Source organism: Mesorhizobium sp. CA16 (assembly GCF_020165175.1).
Taxonomy (GTDB): domain Bacteria; phylum Pseudomonadota; class Alphaproteobacteria; order Rhizobiales; family Rhizobiaceae; genus Mesorhizobium.
In genome coordinates, this window is the sequence record NZ_JAIUHP010000008.1 from 171772 (window position 1) to 188234 (window position 16463).

Sequence of the window (16463 nt, forward strand, 5' to 3'; positions counted from 1 at the left end):
CAAGGATTGGAATACCGCATGACCCTTTCGGACCTCGAGGCGCGCCGGGCCATCATCGATGCCTGCATCGAGATGAACGCGCTGGGGATCAACCAGGGCACGTCAGGCAACATCAGCCGGCGCCATGGCGAGGGCATGCTGATCTCGCCGACCAGCACGCCCTATGACACGCTGCAGCCGGAAGACATCGTCTTCATGGGCTGGGACGGCGAGGTCGACGGACGCCTGCCACCGTCCAGCGAATGGCGCTTCCATCTCGACATCATGAAGGCCAGGCCCGAGGTCAACGCCGTCGTTCACGCGCATCCGACCTACTGCACGACCATCGCCATCATGGGCCGGAAGATACCGGCGATCCATTACATGGTCGCGGTTGCCGGCGGCAGCGACATACGCTGCGCGCCCTACGCCACCTTCGGCACGGCGGAGCTTTCGGCGCATGCGGTGGAGGCGCTGCGCGACCGCAAGGCCTGCCTGCTTGCCCAGCACGGCATGATCGCCGTCGGATCGAGCCTCGCCCAGGCGATGTGGCTGGCGGTCGAGGTCGAGACGCTGGCGCGCCAGTATCACGGCGCCCTGCAGATCGGCGAGCCGCCGATCCTGTCCGACGAGGAGATCGAAAACGTCATCAAGCGCATGGCGAGCTACGGCCTGCGCGACAATGACGCCGCTGCTTGAGGGGCAGCAATTTCACAGTTTCGCATATCCTCCGGGAAGGCCCGGAGCGATCAACAAGGGAGGAATGAAAATGACCAGATCCATGAAAGGCCTCGTCAAGGCGCTCGCTTTTGGATTAGCGGCGGCTTGCAGCGTTGCCGCCGTCTCCGGCGCGAGTGCCGAGGAGCTGTCGCTCAAGGGCAAGCGCATCGGTGTCTCCGCCATCGGCACGGACCACTATTGGGACCTGATGGCGTTCCGCGGCATCCAGGACCGCGTCAAGGAACTCGGCGGTGAAGTCATCGCGCTCGATGCCGGCCGCAAGGACCAGCAGCAGATCGCGCAGCTGCAGACGCTGATCGCCCAGAAGCCCGACGCCATCATCGAGCAGCTCGGCAACCTCGAAGTGCTGAACCCTTGGCTGCAGAAGATCCGCGACGCCGGCATTCCGCTGTTCACGGTCGACACCGCGACGCCGCACGCCATCAACAACACCACGTCGAACAACTACAATATCGGCGCCGAGATCGCGCTGCAGATGGTCGCCGACATGGGCGGCAAGGGCAATGTGCTGGTCTTCAACGGCTTCTACAGCGTGCCAGTCTGCAAGATCCGCTACGACCAGCTGAAATACGTGCTGACCTCGTTCCCGGATGTGAAGATCATCGAGCCGGAACTGCGCGACGTCATCCCGAACACGGTGCAGAGCGCCTATTCCAATGTCACCGACATGCTGACCAAGTCGCCCGAGAAGGGGTCGATCGGCGCGGTTTGGGCGTGCTGGGACGTGCCGCAGATCGGCGCCACGCAGGCGGTCGAAGCCGCCGGCCGCAACGAGGTCAAGACCTACGGAATCGACGGCAGCCCGGAAGTCATCAAGATGGTGATGGACCCGAAGTCGTCGGCCGGCGCGGTCGCGGCTCAGCAGCCCTATGAGATCGGCAAGACCTCGGTCGACAACGCCGCCAAATATCTGGCCGGCCAAAAGGTGCCGCCGTTCACTTTCGTGCCTTCGGTGCTGATCAACAAGGAAAACGCCGCCGAAAAAGGAAAGCCGTTCCTCGACGCCGCCGAGAAGGCTGGCGTTCAATAGGACGGAACGGAACGACGGGCAGCCGCGCCTATGCGGCCGCCCGTCACAGCCAACCAGGATTGACGGCCATGCAGACAGCAACAAGAGAAATTGCTGTATCGATGACGGGCATATCGAAACGGTTCGGTCCGGTGCGCGCGCTGGAAAACGCGAACCTTGAGATCGCGCGCGGCTCGATCCTCGGCCTTGTCGGCCAGAACGGCGCCGGCAAGTCGACCATCATCAAGGTGCTGGCCGGCATCATCAAGCCGGACAGCGGCACGATCGTCATCAATGGCGAGGTCATTACCTCGCTGACACCAGCGTCGGTCGAAAAGCTCGGCGTGCACTTCATCCATCAGGACAGGCTTCTGGTGCCGACCGCGACCGTCGGCGAAGCCGTCTTCCTCGGCCACGAAATCGGCCTCGGTCCATTCGTCAGCCGCCGTGCCATGGAGCGCCGCGCCGCTGATCTGTTGAAGCGCTTCTTCGGCATGGAACTGCCGGCCGGAACCCTCGTCAAGGACCTCACCACGGCGCAGCAGAAGGTGGTGCAGATCACCCGGGCGCTGGCGCAGAAGGCGTCGGTGCTGGTGCTGGACGAGCCGACGGCGGCGCTCGTAAAGCGCGAGGTCGACAGCCTGTTCGACGTGCTGCGCCGGCTGCGCGACGACGGCATCGCCGTGGTGTTCATTTCCCACTACATGCAGGAGATCGAAAAGCTCTGCGACCGCGTCACCGTGATGCGCAACGGCACCGATGTCGGCACAGTCGATCCGCGCCAGACGCCGATCGACGAGATCATCGCGATGATGATTGCCCGTGATGTCGGCGAGATGTTCCCGAAGCGCTCGGTCACTTTAGGCGCGCCGGTGCTGGAGGTTTCCAACCTCCGCCTAGGCGGCAGTTTCGAGAACATCGGCTTCAATGTGCGCGCCGGCGAGATCGTCGGCCTCACCGGGCTGCTCGGCTCCGGCGCCAAGGAGATCGTCCAGTGCCTGTTCGGCCTCAAGACTGCCGATGGCGGCCAAGTCAAGGTCGAGGGCAGGGAGCTGTCGCTGTCCACGCCGGTCAAGGCCGTGCGCGATGGCATCGCCATGCTGCCGGAAGATCGCCGTGCGCATGGCGTGGCGCTTGGTCTGTCCGTGCGCGAGAACATCTCCTTGGCCAGCCTGCGCCGCTATTCGCGCAGCGGCATGGTCAGCCGTGGCGCTGAGAACCAGGCGGTGGACGGCCTGATCAAGGAACTGTCGATCAAGACGCCGCATCGCGACGCGCTGGTGCGCGAGCTTTCCGGCGGCAATCAGCAGAAGGTGGCGATCGCCAAATGGCTGAGCTGCCAGTCGCGCGTCTATGTGTTGGACGAGCCGACGGTCGCCGTCGATGTCGGCGCCAAGGTGGAGATCTACAATCTGTTGAACCGCCTGGCGGGTGAGGGCGCGGCGATCCTGCTTCTGTCCTCCGACCTGCTGGAACTGGTCGGCGTCTGCGACCGCGTGCTTGTCGTCTATCGCGGCAGGCTTGCCGGCAGCTTCTCCGGTCCCGCGATGAACAGCGACGCGTTGCTCGCGGCTTCGTCCGGCGCGCGCCCGAACATCGATGGAGTGGCCGCATGAACGCGAGCGTTCTCCACACCGAAGTCGGCGTTTCCGACGAAAAGCAGACAGCCGCCAAGAGCGCCGGCCGCCGCTTTGGCGCGCTCGTCGTGCGGCTTGGCGCGATAGCCGCCTTCGCCGCGATCATGGCCTATTTCGTGATCTTCGCGCCGGGCTTCACCTCGACCTTCAACCTGATCAACGTCGTCGAGCAGTCGGCGATCCTGGGCGTGCTCGCCTATGGCATGACGGCCGTCATCATCGGCGGCGGCTCCGATGTCACCGAAGGCGGCATCGACCTTTCGATCGCCGCCAATATGGGGTTGTGCGCGGCGGTCTATGCCACGCTTCTGTCGATGGGCTATGGCGATTTCCTCTCGGTGCTCGCGGCGATCGCTGTCGGCATGGCGGTCGGCGCGCTGAATGCCCTTGCCGTGGTCGGCCTCGGCATCCTGCCGCTGCTCGCAACGCTTGCCGTGCTCAATGTGGCGGCCGGCATGGAACTCACGCTCACTCAGAACACGGTCGTCGGCGCATCCTCCCCGCTGCTCGGCGTGCTGGTGTCGGGCAGCTTCCTCGGCATCTCCGCGCTTGCCTGGGCGTTGATCGTCTTCTCCGCTGTTATGATCGTGGTCGTCCACGGCACGTCGTTCGGTCTCAGGCTCTACGCGGTCGGCGGCCATCCCGAGGCGGCGCGCGCGGCTGGCATCAGCGTGCCGTTCTACGTGTCATTCACCTATGTTCTCAGCGGCTTCTGCGCGGCGGTGGCGAGCATCCTCACCGTCTCGCGCCTGTCGGCCAGCACGCCTGGCTCCGGCGAGCTGCTCCTGTCGGTGCTGGCGGCCGCGCTGCTCGGCACCGTCTTCTCCCGCCGCTTCGTGCCGACCATGGGCGGCACGCTGCTCAGCGTGCTGTTCATCGGCCTGCTCGCGAACGGCTTCCAGCTGCTCAACGTCTCCAGCTACTGGGTCAACGGCGTGCAGGGCGCGCTGATCCTGCTGGTGGTGGCCATCACATCCTTTGCCCGCGGTTCGGAGGGTTCGCGATGAGCGTCTCGGCCAACGACAACGCAGCCAAGGCGAGCCTGCGCGGCTTCCTCGCCAAATACAGCGTGCTCATCGCCTTCGCGGCCATCGTCATCTTCTTTTCGGTGGCGAGCCCGACCTTCCTGACGCCGGCTAACCTCTTCAACGTGCTGGTCAACAACGTCGTCATGCTGGCGATCGTGGCGCTGGGTCTCACCATTGTCATCTCGTCGGGTGGCATCGATCTGTCGGTCGGCGTCTCGGTCGACATGGCAAGCATGATCTTCGTCATGCTTCTGGCCGCCGGCTACAGCGACATCGTTGGCGTCGCGGGCGGGCTCGGCGCCGCGCTGATCGTCGGCGTGCTGAATGCGATCCTCATCACCAGGCTCAACATCAGCCCCTTCCTGGCGACGCTCGGCGTGCTCTTCATCGGCCAGAGCACGCAGCAGCTCGCCACCAGCGGCGGCCAGCCGATCTATCTCACCAGCGGGTATGCAGCAGACCAGTTCAACGCCATCGCCCGCACCGCTTTGTTCGGGATACCGACCCCGGTCATTGTGCTGATCCTCCTCGTCGTCGCGGTTCATGTCCTGCTGCATCGCTCGGTGTTCGGCCGCTACGTGCAGGCCATGGGCGCGCAGCCCGGCGTAGCCTGGTATTCCGGCATCCGCGTGCCGCGTGAATTGTCGATGGTGCATGTTTTGTGCGCGCTGCTTGCCGGCGTCACCGGCATCCTGCTCTCGGCGACCGTGAAGTCCTACGTGCCGCTCTCCGGCAACGCCTTCCTGCTCGATGCGATCGGCGCCACCTTCATCGGCACGACGCTGAGCCGCGAGCGCAAGCCCTCGGTCATCGGCACGCTGCTTGGCGTGCTGCTGCTCGCCATCGTCAAGAACGGGCTGCTGCTTGTCGGCTGGAATTTCTACTGGCAGCAGGTCGGCATCGGCGTGCTCGTCTTCCTGGTGCTGGCCGCGAGCTTCGGCCTGCGCCGCGCCGCTCATTGAACTCGAAAGGTTAAGTCAACCATGCCACAATTCGACGTCAGCTCGATCGGCTTCTATGTCCTCGACATTCTCGGGCGGCCGGTCTCGCGCATCCCCGAAGGCGGCCGGGCCGACTATATCGAGGAGATCCGCATGACCGTCGCCGGCACGGCGGGCGCGACCGGCATGGACTGCGCCATCCTCGGTCTGAAGACGCGAGCCGTCACCACGCTTGGCACCGACGATATGGGCGACTGGTTCCTCGCCAAGCTCAAGAAATACGGTCTAGAGACGAGCCTTGTCCGCCGCGACGGCAGCGTCCAGACGTCTTCCACCATCCTGCCCGTGCGGCCGAACGGCGAGCGGCCGGCTCTGCATGTGCCCGGCACCGCGACCCTATTCGAGGTCGCCGATGCCGATCTCGACGCGGCGCTCGACGCGAGCGTCGTCCATGTCGGCGGCACCGGCCTCCTGAAGCGCTTCGACGGCGAGCCGACCGTCAAGCTTTTGAAGCGCGCCAAGAAGCTTGGCCGCGTCACTACCTTCGATCTGATCCAAGCGACGCCGGAGACCTGGAAGCTGGTCGAGCCGTGCCTTCCTTACATCGACTATTTCGTGCCCAGCATCGACGAAGCCGGCGAGATGGCGCATGACCGCGATCCGGCCCGCGTCGCCGCCTTCTTCAAGGCGAGGGGCGTCAAGAACTGCATCCTCACGCTCGGCGCCCACGGTGTGCATGTCTCGCCCGAGCATGGCGAGGATTTCCATCTGCCCGCCTTCGAGGTCGACGTGTTCGACACCACGGGCTGCGGCGATTCCTTCACCGCCGGCATCATCGTCGGCATCGTCAAGGGCTGGGACCTGAGGCAGTCCGCACGCTTTGCCAGCGCCGTCGCCGCCAAGGTGGCGATGGGGCTCGGCTCCGACGGCAAACTCGTTTCGTTCGACGACACGATCGCGGCGATGAACTCGCTCCCGGTCAAGACATCAAAGGTGGAAGCAGCATGACCATTCTCCCCGAAGCCAAGGGCAAGACGGCTCTCGTCACCGGCGCCAGCCGCGGCATCGGCAGGGCGCTCGCGAAGGGGCTCGCCGAAGCGGGCTTCGACGTCGCCATCACCGACCTGCCCTCGCAGGCGGCGGAGCTCGACGTGACCAAGGGCGAGATCGAGGCGGCCGGCCGCAAGGCCTATGTCTACACGATGAACGTCAGCAAGAAGAAGGATATCGAGGCGACCGCGCAGGCGCTGCTAAAGGCTGCGGGCAGCATCGACGTGCTGGTCAACAATGCCGGCATCCTGAAGCCCAGCCTGCTCCAGGATCTCGACGAGGCCAATTGGGACGCGCATTTCGACGTCAACGCCAAGGGCGTGCTGATGATGTGCCAGGCGGTGCTGCCGCATATGCGCGCCAGGAAGTCGGGCAGGGTGATCAACATCGCCTCGATCGCCGGCCGGCAGGGCGTGCCGACACAGGGCCACTACGCCGCGACCAAGGCGGTGGTGATCACGCTCACCCGTGTCCTGGCGCAGGAAGTCGGCATGGACGGCGTCACCGTCAACGCGATCTGCCCCGGCATCATCCTGACCGAGATGGGCAAGAACAATCTGGGCAGCGAAGCGGCGATCCGCCATTGGGAGGAGGTCGCGGCGCTGAAGCGCCTCGGCGCGCCGGAAGATATCGTCGGACCGGCGCTGTTTTTCGCCTCCGATCTCTCGGCCTTTGTCACCGGCCAGGCGCTCAACGTCGACGGCGGCATTTACTATCACTGACCGCTCGCTCGGTGGCCGCGCGATCGCCAAGCCCACTTCTTGGCGCAGAGCCGCCGTTTGGCCTGCTGCCGGTTTCGTGGACACCGAGATAAGGTGTTTGACGGAACTGGAGAGTGGGAATGCAAAGAAGAAAGTTCAGCCGCGAGTTCAAACTTGAGGCGGTGAGATTGATCAAGGATCGGGGCGTTGCGGTGGCCCAGGCTGCCCGCGACCTCGATGTCCACGAGAACGTGCTGCGCAAATGGGTGCGCGATCTGTCGACGGATCCGCAGCATGCGTTTCCCCGCCACGGGCAGATGAAGCCGGAGCAACTCGAGATTGACCGGCTGCGACTGGGCACGCATCCGCCGCCCCTGGACGTCAAAAGGCGGCTTCGAGCATTGGCTTCTCGTCCGCCGCAAGCGATCGACATCCGGAGAAAAAGCCTACTACCTGGTCTTCGCCCCGCCCGGTTCCTCCTTGGCCGAATTGGTGGCAGCGGCCGGCCTGCGCTGGGCGGTCGAGGAGTGCTTTGAGCGCGCCAAGGATGATCTCGGACTTGATCATTGCGAGGCTCGGTCCTGGCACGGATGGCATCGCCACATGAGCCTATGCATGACCGCCCTGGCGTTCCTGTCCAAACTATCGGCCGATCTTCGCCGCAGCGCATGGAGCAAACCGAACGAAACGAGTCCAAAGGGTCAATCGCCGCCTGATTCGGATGACTGCGCTCGTTCCGAGCGTCCCCGAGATCCGCTATCTCCTCGCCCGGATCCTCATCTTCCCACCGACACAAAAGCCCTTCATCATCGCCTGGTCGCTGTGGCGACGACGACATCAGGCCGCGGCATCCATCTGTCACTACAAACGGCGCGGATATCCGCAACTGTAGTGTTAATGCCCAAGATCGAGGATCTGGCCGGCTGCATTGCTACCTCAATTGTTCGGGTGGACGCGGTCATGTCGCTGTCGTACGCCCTCCACGGCCGAGTACCGCCTCGCTATACTGAAAAGACCACCCGCGTCGCGGTGTCCTGAAGACATCCCGTTGCGCCAGAAACTTGATACATCGCCATCGGTCGAAACTCGCCTTTTTTGGGTAATCGGCAAGGCAATACCCATAGCCACCAGGGGCGAACTCATTTGAGCCCTCCAGCTCTGATCCAGGGCGGCAATCTTTAACAGGGAGACAACGCAGCCGACCAGCTTCTTCCCGACACGCACCGAGGTCTACGCTCATGGCGAAAAAACCGGCGCCCTTACCCAGGTCGAAATTCGGGGCCGGAATGGACATGTCCCGCAGTTGTACCTCGTAGTACCGTCAAGGCATCGGCGCCGCGCCGCGCCGCTCGAGCGCGGTCTTGCGGATGATTTCCGCGATCTCCGGGCTGCTGCCGCATAGCATCTGGAAATCCGACGAGTGCAGCGATAGCAGTGAGACCGCCGTTGCGGCGCTGACGGTCGCCATACGCGGTTCGCCGCTGATCAGCGCCATCTCGCCGAAGAAGGCGCCAGGGCCAAGCTCCACCGGATTCGGTGTTGCGACGCTGACGCGCCCCTCCACGACGAAGAACATCTGGTCACCGCTCTCGCCATTGCGGCAGATCACGGCGCCCGCCGGCACGGTGCGAGGTCTTAACGCGCGCACGATCTCGACCAGCACGGCCGGTCCGAGCTTCTGAAACAACGGCACGGCGGCGACCAATTGCCAATTACGGACAAAGTCCCCGCGACGGACTTCTTGATAGAAGCCGGTGGCAAGAATGCCTGCCCAGAGGGCGAAGATGCCGATGCCACTCATCATGACAGCCCCAGCAAGGACACGGCCAGCGAAGCTTTGCGGAATAGCGTCGCCATAGCCGGTGGTGGACAGCGTGACCACCGCCCACCACATTGCCTGGGGGATGCTGCCGAACTTTTCCGGTTGGATATCGCGCTCGATGACATAGCCCGCGAGAGCGACACCGAACAGAACGACGCCGAAGAGCGTGGTAACGCCGATCAGGTTGCGCGCTTCGTTGGCCAGCACCCTGCCCAGCACCGGGAAGAAAGTCGAGTCGCGCAGCGGTTTCAGGAGCCAGACAGCACAGTAGAGGCTCCGGTCGGGCGTGCCAACGAGCAGAAATGCGGCGAGTGGAACCAAGACCGCGAGCACATCGATGGCGATTGCCGGCGTCCTGTCCCTAGCGTCTACCGCCTGGCGCTTGAGCAGCGTCGCGGCCATTTGCAGGAGATAGGCGCCCCAAATGACAGCGAGCACCACAGCCAGAGCCAGCCTGCTTCGTCCGGACATGTCCGGTATCGTGAGCCCAGCCACCGCCAGAAGCCCAGGCGCAGCCAGCACCGCGTTGAGCGGCGCGTAAATTCTTACAAAAGGCAGTACCGACATTTCTATGCCCGCGAGTGGCTGCTGCCCTCCAAAATAGGATGCCTTCGAGGCAAGCGTAAAGGTGCCTAGAGCCGCCACATTCGCACGCGACCTGTGCCACGCAATTCCGTTTCCCCGAGCGGCTCGCAAGCAAATTCCGGCCCAAGCAATTGATGAGTCGCATCCGAAATACGGATTTCATCGGGCTCTGCGGCTTTTTGAATGCGCGCGGCGAGATTGACGGTGTCGCCCCACAGGTCATAGACGAACCGCCTTTTGCCGATGACGCCCGCGACGATTGGCCCTGAGTGAATTCCAATTCTAAGGCTTAGCGGTTCTCCTGCGAAGCGCTCGCACCTGGCCGCCTCCCGCAGCTCGAGCGCATAATGTGCAAGGGCGTGCGCGTGATCTGGTCGCGCGACGGGCAGGCCAGCGACCGCCATGACGCAATCGCCGATGGTCTTGATCTTTTCGCAGCCATGCTGTTCCGAGAGCAGATCCGCAGCCCTGAAGAAGTAATTCAAGATAGCGAGCGTCGTCGTGGCTCCGACGCTCCGCGCTCTTTCCGTAAAACCGACGATGTCGGCAAAGAGCACACTGACCTCCGCGTGGTTGTCTGCAATTTGCTCGTCCGCCTTCAGCCGCTCCGCGATCGAGGCCGGAAGAATGTTAAGGAGCAGGGATTCGGCGCGCCGGTACTCGCGCGACAAACCCTCCTGGCTCTCCCTCAATGCCTCATTCGTCGATTGCAGCTTCGCATTGAGTTGACGCTCCCTCTCCTGCAGAAGCGTCATTTCGTATGCCTTCTGCTGAAGCCGCTGCTGGTGGTCGCGTTCGGGCGTGGCGTCGAGAAAGACCAGCCACACCGAGTCGCCATCGCCAAAGAAGTGAAGGTCCGCGACATGCCCGCCGGGCAGTTCCATCATAGGCATATGGAATGGAAGCTCGGGGCAAGGCAGCAGCCCTTCCATGAATTCAAGCTGCTGGGCAACGGGCTCGCCGAGGCGAAGCGACGAGAGCCCGTAAAAGTCGAGATTGCCGCCCTTGGCTTCTATGCATTGCCGGGTATCGATCATCAGATAAGCTGCGAAGCGCTCATTCGAGAAGAAGTCGTATATCCAGCTTCTGACTTCTTTCGGCAAACTGGACATGGTCTAGTTGGCGACCATCGAAGCAAGCTGACGAAACGCATCGTCGACATGTTCGCCCGAAAGCGCGCTCGTCAGATAGATCTGCCATCCACGTTGCTTGAGTTCGTCGATCTCGCCCTCCGGTACCGCCCACCGATCAGTCAGGTCGGACTTGTTGCACAGCAATATGAACGGCATGGCGCCGAATTCGGCCTCGCACCGTTCGCGCAGCGTGAGCGCCACCGCAAGAGTGGCTGGCCGGGTTCCATCGGCGACCAGCACGAGCCCGGTCGCGCCTCGCACATAGCTGACGCGGAACGAGCCGATATCGTCTTCGCCGGCCAGATCCCACAAGATCAGGTCCACTGTCTTGTCCGGAAACGCGACGCTCTTCTTGTCGATCTTGACGCCGACCGTAGTCAGGTAGTTTTCCGAGAAGATGCTTTGGACGAACCTGCGCACCAAGCTGGTCTTGCCGACGGCGAACCCGCCCAACATGCAGATCTTTTTTTGCAGCATCCTGGGCTCCGCGCTACTCTAGGTTCACCGTAACCGAAACCCGGCGATTGGTGGAGTTCCCAGTTCGGCTATTTTCATTTTCGGGCACCGCCGGCTCGAAGGTGCCGGCGCCCCGAACCTGCAGGAGTTCCGGAGCGACGCCGCGCTTGTTGAGAAGCGCGCGAACTGTCTCGGCGCGGGCGGCGCTGATCGACGCGTTGGCCGTCTCGCGACCCGTTATGTCCGAATGGCCGGTCAACATGAACCGCGCCGTCACGCCTGCCTTGTGGGCATTTTCTGCGAATTCCTTCAGCTGATCAGCCAGTCTGTCGAGCACCGGCGTCTGCTCCGGTCCCGGGACAACTCTACCGGAAGAGAAGAAAATATCGGTCGTCTGGATGGCCTCTCTCAACTGATTAAGCTCTGCAAGGTTTAGCTCGCTCAGCTGCGAGACATCCAGAACCACTCCGTCCGCCGAAAGTTGGTCGGCGGCGGCCCGCGCTCGGCTGATCCAGCCGGCAGGTGCCTCGCCCACAACGACGATGCGACCTTGGACGATCGAAAGCCGAACCGATTTCGGCGGGGACAGCGACGCCGTCAGCCGCTTCACCACGAACTTCGGATCAAGACTCTGATAGAATTGCCACTGTGAATGAACGCGAGCGGGATCGACCTGTGTTCCGGACAGCAGAGCTTTTGGGTCGACGGCAAGAGGATCTCTCAGACCGGAAATGTAGAAATCTCCGCCCCTCGCCGATTGCTGAGCGACGATGATTCCCGGTTCAGCCTCAAGTCGCGACACATAATACTGCCAATGCTCCGCCGCGCGTGCATCGGGGCTCACATCACGAACCTTGGAGATGTCGAACTCCGGCCCGCCTTCTGACAGCTGTCTTGCCGCTGCGCGCGCCCGATCTATCCAGGTGTCGGGAGCCTCACCCTCGGCAACAATGCGACCTTTGACGATTGAAAGTCGCACTTTATCCATCGGATACAGCGACGCCGTTAGCCGCTTCAAGACGAACTGCGGCTCAAGGCTCTGATAGAATTGCCAGCTGGCATGAACGCGCGCGGGATCGACCTGTGTCCCGGACAGCAGCGACTGCGGGTCGACGGCAAGCGGGTCTCTCAGGCCGGCAATATAGAATTGGCCATCGCGCACATTCTCTTGGGCGACGATGATGCCGGGCTGCGCCTCCAGGCGCGACACATAGGCCTGCCAGCGCTCCTCGGGGCTCACATCACGGACCCCGGAAATGTCGAAGACCGGGCCGCCGGCTGAAAGCTGCTGGGCGGCCGCGCGCGCCCGGTTGATCCACGCGGTGGTGGCTACACCCGCGGCAACGATGCGATCATTGACGACTGAAAGCCGCACCGAATCCGGCGGAGCAAGCGAGGCCGTCAGCCGTTTAAGCACGAACTGCGGCTCAAGGCTCTGGTAGAATTGCCAGCTTGCATGAACACGCGCGGGATCGACCTGCGTTCCCGCCAACAGCGACCTTGGGTCGGCGGCAAGCGGGTCTCTCAGACCTGTAATGTAGAATTGGCCGTCGCGCACGTTGTGATCGGCGACGATGATGCCAGGCTGGGTCTCCAGTTGCGACACGTAGGCCTGCCAGCGCTCCTCGGCGCTCACATCGCTGACCCCGGAAATGTCGAAGACTGGGCCGCCTGCCGAAAGCTGCTGGGCAGCGGCCCGCGCCCGGTCGATCCACGTGGTGGTCGCCTCACCCTCGGCAACGATGCGACCATCGACGACCGAGAGTCGTACCGAATCCGGCGGCGCCAGCGACGCCGACAGCCGCTTCAGCACGAATTCCGGCTCGAGGCTCTGATAGAAGTGCCAGTTTGAATGAACGCGGGCGGGATCGACCTCCGTTCCCGGCAGCAGCGACTGTGGGTCCGCGGCGAGCGGGTCTCGCAGGCCGGCGACATAGAACTCGCCGCCACGGATTTTTTGGTCCGAAACGACGATACCCGGTTGGGCTGCCAGCCGCGACAGGTAGGTCTGCCAGCGGTGTGCGGATTGCCAGGACAGAAAGAACCAGCCGCCCCCCACGATCAATGCCAGCAGGACCGCCGTCACCACCAGCCACGGAAATCCCTCTTTCGTATCTATGTGCTGCAGCTCGACGCAGGTCTGCAACTGCGTCTCCACGCCGGGCAACTGGGAACTATCGCCGTCGAACCGCTCCAGGGCTCGCGAGGATTCTTGATGGATGCGAAGCAGTACGTCGCGGATGACTTCATGCAGTTCCTCCGGAGGATTTCCCCGGATCACCGCAACCAGGGTCGCAAACTGTCCGACTTCCGACCAGAGGCGAAGTTCCCCAAACCGGATGGTGTCGAGGCCACTGTTTTCCTTCTCTTTGAAAGAGTCCTTCACAAAATCCTGGATGGCGCTCAGCATCGAGGAAATCAGTTGAGGGTCTTCGCTGGTTGCGTCTTGGGATGTTACATGCGCAATCAGGAGCCCAGAAGCGCGACTGATGAGAAAGACATGTTCCACGCGATAGATAAGAGAATGCTTGAGAACAACTGCCGAGAAGCTTGTCCCCGTTCGCCAGGCTTCAAACCTCCACTTCAACCCATGCCAAGTGAATATATGCCTCAGAGACTCATTCAACGACTGGAAGGTCTGGTCGATCTTTTCGCCGATCGACTTGCGAATGGCCGGCAGAAAAACCGGATACAATATATCGGTCAGCGTGTTCGGGTTCTTTTGGATGGACCGCTGCGCGGCTCTCTCGACGGCCGGGGCAAGGGCCTCGCCGAGTTGCGCATGGGACGCGCGCGCCGTTGCTTCGGGCAGAACGTTTCCCACCGCGGCGGCAAGCTGCTCGGGTTCGTCGAGCAGGTGCGTAACGCGTGACAGCTCCGAGATCTCGCCGCCGACGAGCAGTTGGCGGAGCCTTTCAAGCCGATGATCGGCGGCCGGAACGCCTTCGTAAAGGGCACGGTTGTCCGGATCGACGTTCCGGGCAATTTCCACCAAAAGGCGGGCCAAAGCCTCGCGATCAATACCGGTATCGTTCGAAGCTTGTCTTTGAGATAGGCTGATTGGTTCGACGCTCGACGTCAAGTTCCGATCAACTCACTTTCCAGCCACGCTCCGAATTGCCCTTGCTGCCGACGGGATCCTGGTTGAGACATTTCGCGACCTCGACGAACAGGCCGGCCAGAAGATTCCGGTCAGTCTTGACGTTGCTTAGATCGGAAAAGATCTTCTCCATCAGCATTTGAGCGCTTTCGTTCTTCTGCTTGATTTCCTCGCGCAGCAAATGGTCGCTTCTGCTCATGCGATCCGCGAATTCGCGCTCGAGCTCGCTCAATTGGTCCGACAAGGCGCGCACCTGCTTTTCGAGCGCCTGGTTTTGATCGCGAAGATTGCGGTCGATCTCCTTGTCGGCCTCGGCGCGCGCATCCTTTTCGTTGCGCAACTGCGTCGCCAGCGAGTCGACCTGCTTCTTGGCATTCGACTCGTAGGTTTCAAGATTGCGCTTGGTTTCGGACTCGACATCCTTGAAGCGTTGCAGGAACCGCTCTTCAAGCTTGGAGAAACGGCGGTCGTAGTCCTGCATCTGATTGCCGAACAAAAGATCGCGTATCTTGTCGACACCTGGAGCATCACCGCCGGCCCCGCCCTCGCGAGCCTGGGAAGCCATGAAGTTCAGCCCGTTTCCCTCTGCATTACCTATCAGATTTGCGTCCGCTTTACTTGCCGAAGAAGCGGCACTCGAAGATTCCTTCGCCATTTCTGTGCCCCAATTACCCACTGCAACATTAGGAGATGGTAAACTATGTCAGACAAATACCAAGCCCGCAAGACGGAATCCGTTGGTTTGACCCAGCCGAACGCCACGTCACCGACGTGGCAATGGAAGTTGGAGCGATTCCATCTTAAAAGCGGCCGCGACTTATCAGCGATCAAGCCGGCAATCGGGGATGATCAATACCAGCGAATGGTGCAGGTTCTTCATGATCCGTGGCAAGCGGGCAACTGAGCGGGTGCGGCTCCCGCTTCAGCATATGGACCCCTTGAGGAATACAAATTGAAAATTTTGCCCTCATGTTTCACAACAGGTCGGTGGGCTCGCGAGGGTGGTTTCGAATCCAGCGGGTCGTCCCCGGCTCTCAACGCGAGAATTCTGAAAGACGTTCAATAATGACGCAGCACGTACAAGACGCTCGAATTCTCATGTATAGCCACGACACGTTCGGGCTCGGCCACTTGCAGCGCTGCCGGACGATCGCGCATTCGCTGGTCGAGGATTTCCGCGGACTTCAGGTGCTGATCATTTCAGGCGCGCCTATCGCCGGCGCCTTCGACTATCGCGCCCGTGTCGACTTCGTGAAGATCCCCAGCGTCATCAAGTTGCGCAACGGCGAATACACCTCGCTGGAAAAGGATATCGATCTGCATGAGACGCTCAGGATGCGGCAGTCGATCATCCGCCACACAGCCGAGACCTTCCGGCCGGAAATCTTCATCGTCGACAAGGAACCGCTCGGCCTGCGCGGTGAGATCGAGGACACGCTGTCCTACCTCAAGACGCGAGGTACCACGCTCGTGCTTGGCCTGCGCGAGGTGATGGATGCGCCGCATCTGCTCGAAGCAGAGTGGGCACGCAGGGATGTGATGCGCAAGATAGGCCTGTTCTACGACAAGGTCTGGGCCTATGGCCCGCCGGATTTCTACGATCCGTTGACCGGCTTGGATGTGCCGCCGGCTGTCAGGGCAAAGATGCGGTTCGTCGGCTTCCTGCAACGGAGCCTGCAGCGGAACGAGTTGCCCGGCCACCGGCCCGAGGGCGAGTATATCCTCGTTACCACGGGGGGCGGCGGTGACGGCGCGGAACTGATCCACGACGTCATCGATGCCTATCAGCAGGACCCGCAATTGCAGCATAGGGCGCTGATCGTGCTTGGGCCTTACATGCCGGCGCGCAAGCGCAACAAGCTGCTCAAGAAGGGGTCCAAGATCCCCTGCGTCAAGATGATCGAGTTCGACAACCGCATGGAAGACCTGATTGCCGGCGCCAAGGCGGTAGTGGCAATGGGTGGTTACAACACCTATTGCGAGATACTGTCTTTCGACAAGCCGGCGCTGATCGTGCCGCGCGTCGAGCCCCGCCAGGAACAACTGATCCGCGCTCGGCGCGCAGCCGAACTCGGCCTCATCGAGATGCTTTTGCCGGACGAAGCCAAGGATTCCCAGCGGTTTGCCGATGCACTGGTGGCGCTACCGGACCGGCCCCGCCCATCCCAGAGCAATCCGCATCTGAGGCTGGAAGGGCTGCCTCATATTTCCGAAATCGTTGCAGAACTGCTCGATCGGCGGGCCAGCCCTCACCTTTCGGTCATTGAGGGAATGAGCTGAG

15 protein-coding genes and 1 pseudogene are annotated in these 16463 nt (G+C 62.3%); 11 read left to right on the forward strand and 5 right to left on the reverse strand.

Annotation, left to right across the window (positions count from 1 at the left end; all coding sequences use genetic code 11):
• The first annotated feature begins 18 nt into the window (after positions 1–18).
• The 9 genes and pseudogenes from LB525_RS13975 (at position 19) to LB525_RS28565 (ending at position 8124) form a co-directional block, all read left to right on the forward strand.
• Complete coding sequence (locus tag LB525_RS13975; protein WP_095765789.1) at positions 19–678, forward strand: L-fuculose-phosphate aldolase; 660 nt, start codon at positions 19–21, stop codon at positions 676–678.
• A 70-nt stretch (positions 679–748) separates the two neighbouring features.
• On the forward strand, positions 749–1750 hold the full coding sequence (locus tag LB525_RS13980) for a sugar ABC transporter substrate-binding protein (protein ID WP_224545047.1): 1002 nt from the start codon (positions 749–751) through the stop codon (positions 1748–1750).
• Between the two features lie 101 nt (positions 1751–1851).
• Entirely contained in the window at positions 1852–3345 is a 1494-nt protein-coding gene (locus tag LB525_RS13985) for a sugar ABC transporter ATP-binding protein (protein ID WP_224545048.1), read from the forward strand.
• Positions 3342–4373 carry an ABC transporter permease gene (locus LB525_RS13990; protein WP_224545049.1) on the forward strand — a complete coding sequence of 344 codons (1032 nt, stop codon included), beginning with the start codon at positions 3342–3344 and terminating at the stop codon, positions 4371–4373. The genes LB525_RS13985 and LB525_RS13990 overlap by 4 nt, the downstream gene beginning before the upstream one ends.
• Positions 4370–5356 (forward strand): ABC transporter permease, encoded by a 987-nt coding sequence (locus LB525_RS13995; protein WP_224545050.1) that lies wholly within the window; start codon positions 4370–4372, stop codon positions 5354–5356. Before LB525_RS13990 ends, LB525_RS13995 begins: the two co-directional genes overlap by 4 nt.
• Positions 5357–5377: 21 nt before the next feature.
• A complete protein-coding gene (locus tag LB525_RS14000) occupies positions 5378–6343 on the forward strand; it encodes a carbohydrate kinase family protein (protein ID WP_224545051.1) in 966 nt (321 codons plus the stop codon).
• Positions 6340–7107, forward strand: a complete 768-nt coding sequence (locus LB525_RS14005; RefSeq protein ID WP_224545052.1) for an SDR family NAD(P)-dependent oxidoreductase — start codon at positions 6340–6342, stop codon at positions 7105–7107. The genes LB525_RS14000 and LB525_RS14005 overlap by 4 nt, the downstream gene beginning before the upstream one ends.
• A 119-nt stretch (positions 7108–7226) precedes the next feature.
• Positions 7227–7439 (forward strand): annotated as a pseudogene (locus LB525_RS14010) (transposase); the annotation flags it as partial.
• A 262-nt stretch (positions 7440–7701) separates the two neighbouring features.
• A complete protein-coding gene (locus tag LB525_RS28565) occupies positions 7702–8124 on the forward strand; it encodes a hypothetical protein (protein WP_263492789.1) in 423 nt (140 codons plus the stop codon).
• Between the two features lie 283 nt (positions 8125–8407).
• Here LB525_RS28565 and LB525_RS14020 read toward each other — a convergent pair whose 3' ends face one another.
• From LB525_RS14020 to LB525_RS14040, 5 genes are all read right to left on the reverse strand, one after another.
• Positions 8408–9475, reverse strand: coding sequence for a cyclic nucleotide-gated potassium channel (locus tag LB525_RS14020; protein WP_224523919.1), 1068 nt, complete (start codon positions 9473–9475; stop codon positions 8408–8410).
• Positions 9476–9540: 65 nt separating this feature from the next.
• Positions 9541–10605, reverse strand: a complete 1065-nt coding sequence (locus tag LB525_RS14025) for an adenylate/guanylate cyclase domain-containing protein (protein WP_224545054.1) — start codon at positions 10603–10605, stop codon at positions 9541–9543.
• Positions 10606–10608: 3 nt separating this feature from the next.
• On the reverse strand, positions 10609–11103 hold the full coding sequence (locus tag LB525_RS14030) for a Rab family GTPase (RefSeq protein ID WP_224545055.1): 495 nt from the start codon (positions 11101–11103) through the stop codon (positions 10609–10611).
• A 13-nt stretch (positions 11104–11116) separates the two neighbouring features.
• Positions 11117–14164, reverse strand: coding sequence for an OmpA family protein (locus tag LB525_RS14035; RefSeq protein WP_224545056.1), 3048 nt, complete (start codon positions 14162–14164; stop codon positions 11117–11119).
• A gap of 7 nt (positions 14165–14171) precedes the next feature.
• The gene (locus LB525_RS14040) at positions 14172–14858 is read right to left on the reverse strand and encodes a hypothetical protein (protein WP_224545057.1); all 687 of its coding nucleotides are present in this window, start codon (positions 14856–14858) and stop codon (positions 14172–14174) included.
• A gap of 24 nt (positions 14859–14882) precedes the next feature.
• On the opposite strand from LB525_RS14040, the gene LB525_RS14045 reads away from it, so the two are divergent.
• Both LB525_RS14045 and LB525_RS14050 read left to right on the forward strand, forming a co-directional pair.
• Entirely contained in the window at positions 14883–15086 is a 204-nt protein-coding gene (locus LB525_RS14045; RefSeq protein WP_224545058.1) for a hypothetical protein, read from the forward strand.
• A gap of 161 nt (positions 15087–15247) precedes the next feature.
• Positions 15248–16462 (forward strand): glycosyltransferase family protein, encoded by a 1215-nt coding sequence (locus tag LB525_RS14050; RefSeq protein ID WP_095765770.1) that lies wholly within the window; start codon positions 15248–15250, stop codon positions 16460–16462.
• Position 16463: the final 1 nt, after the last annotated feature.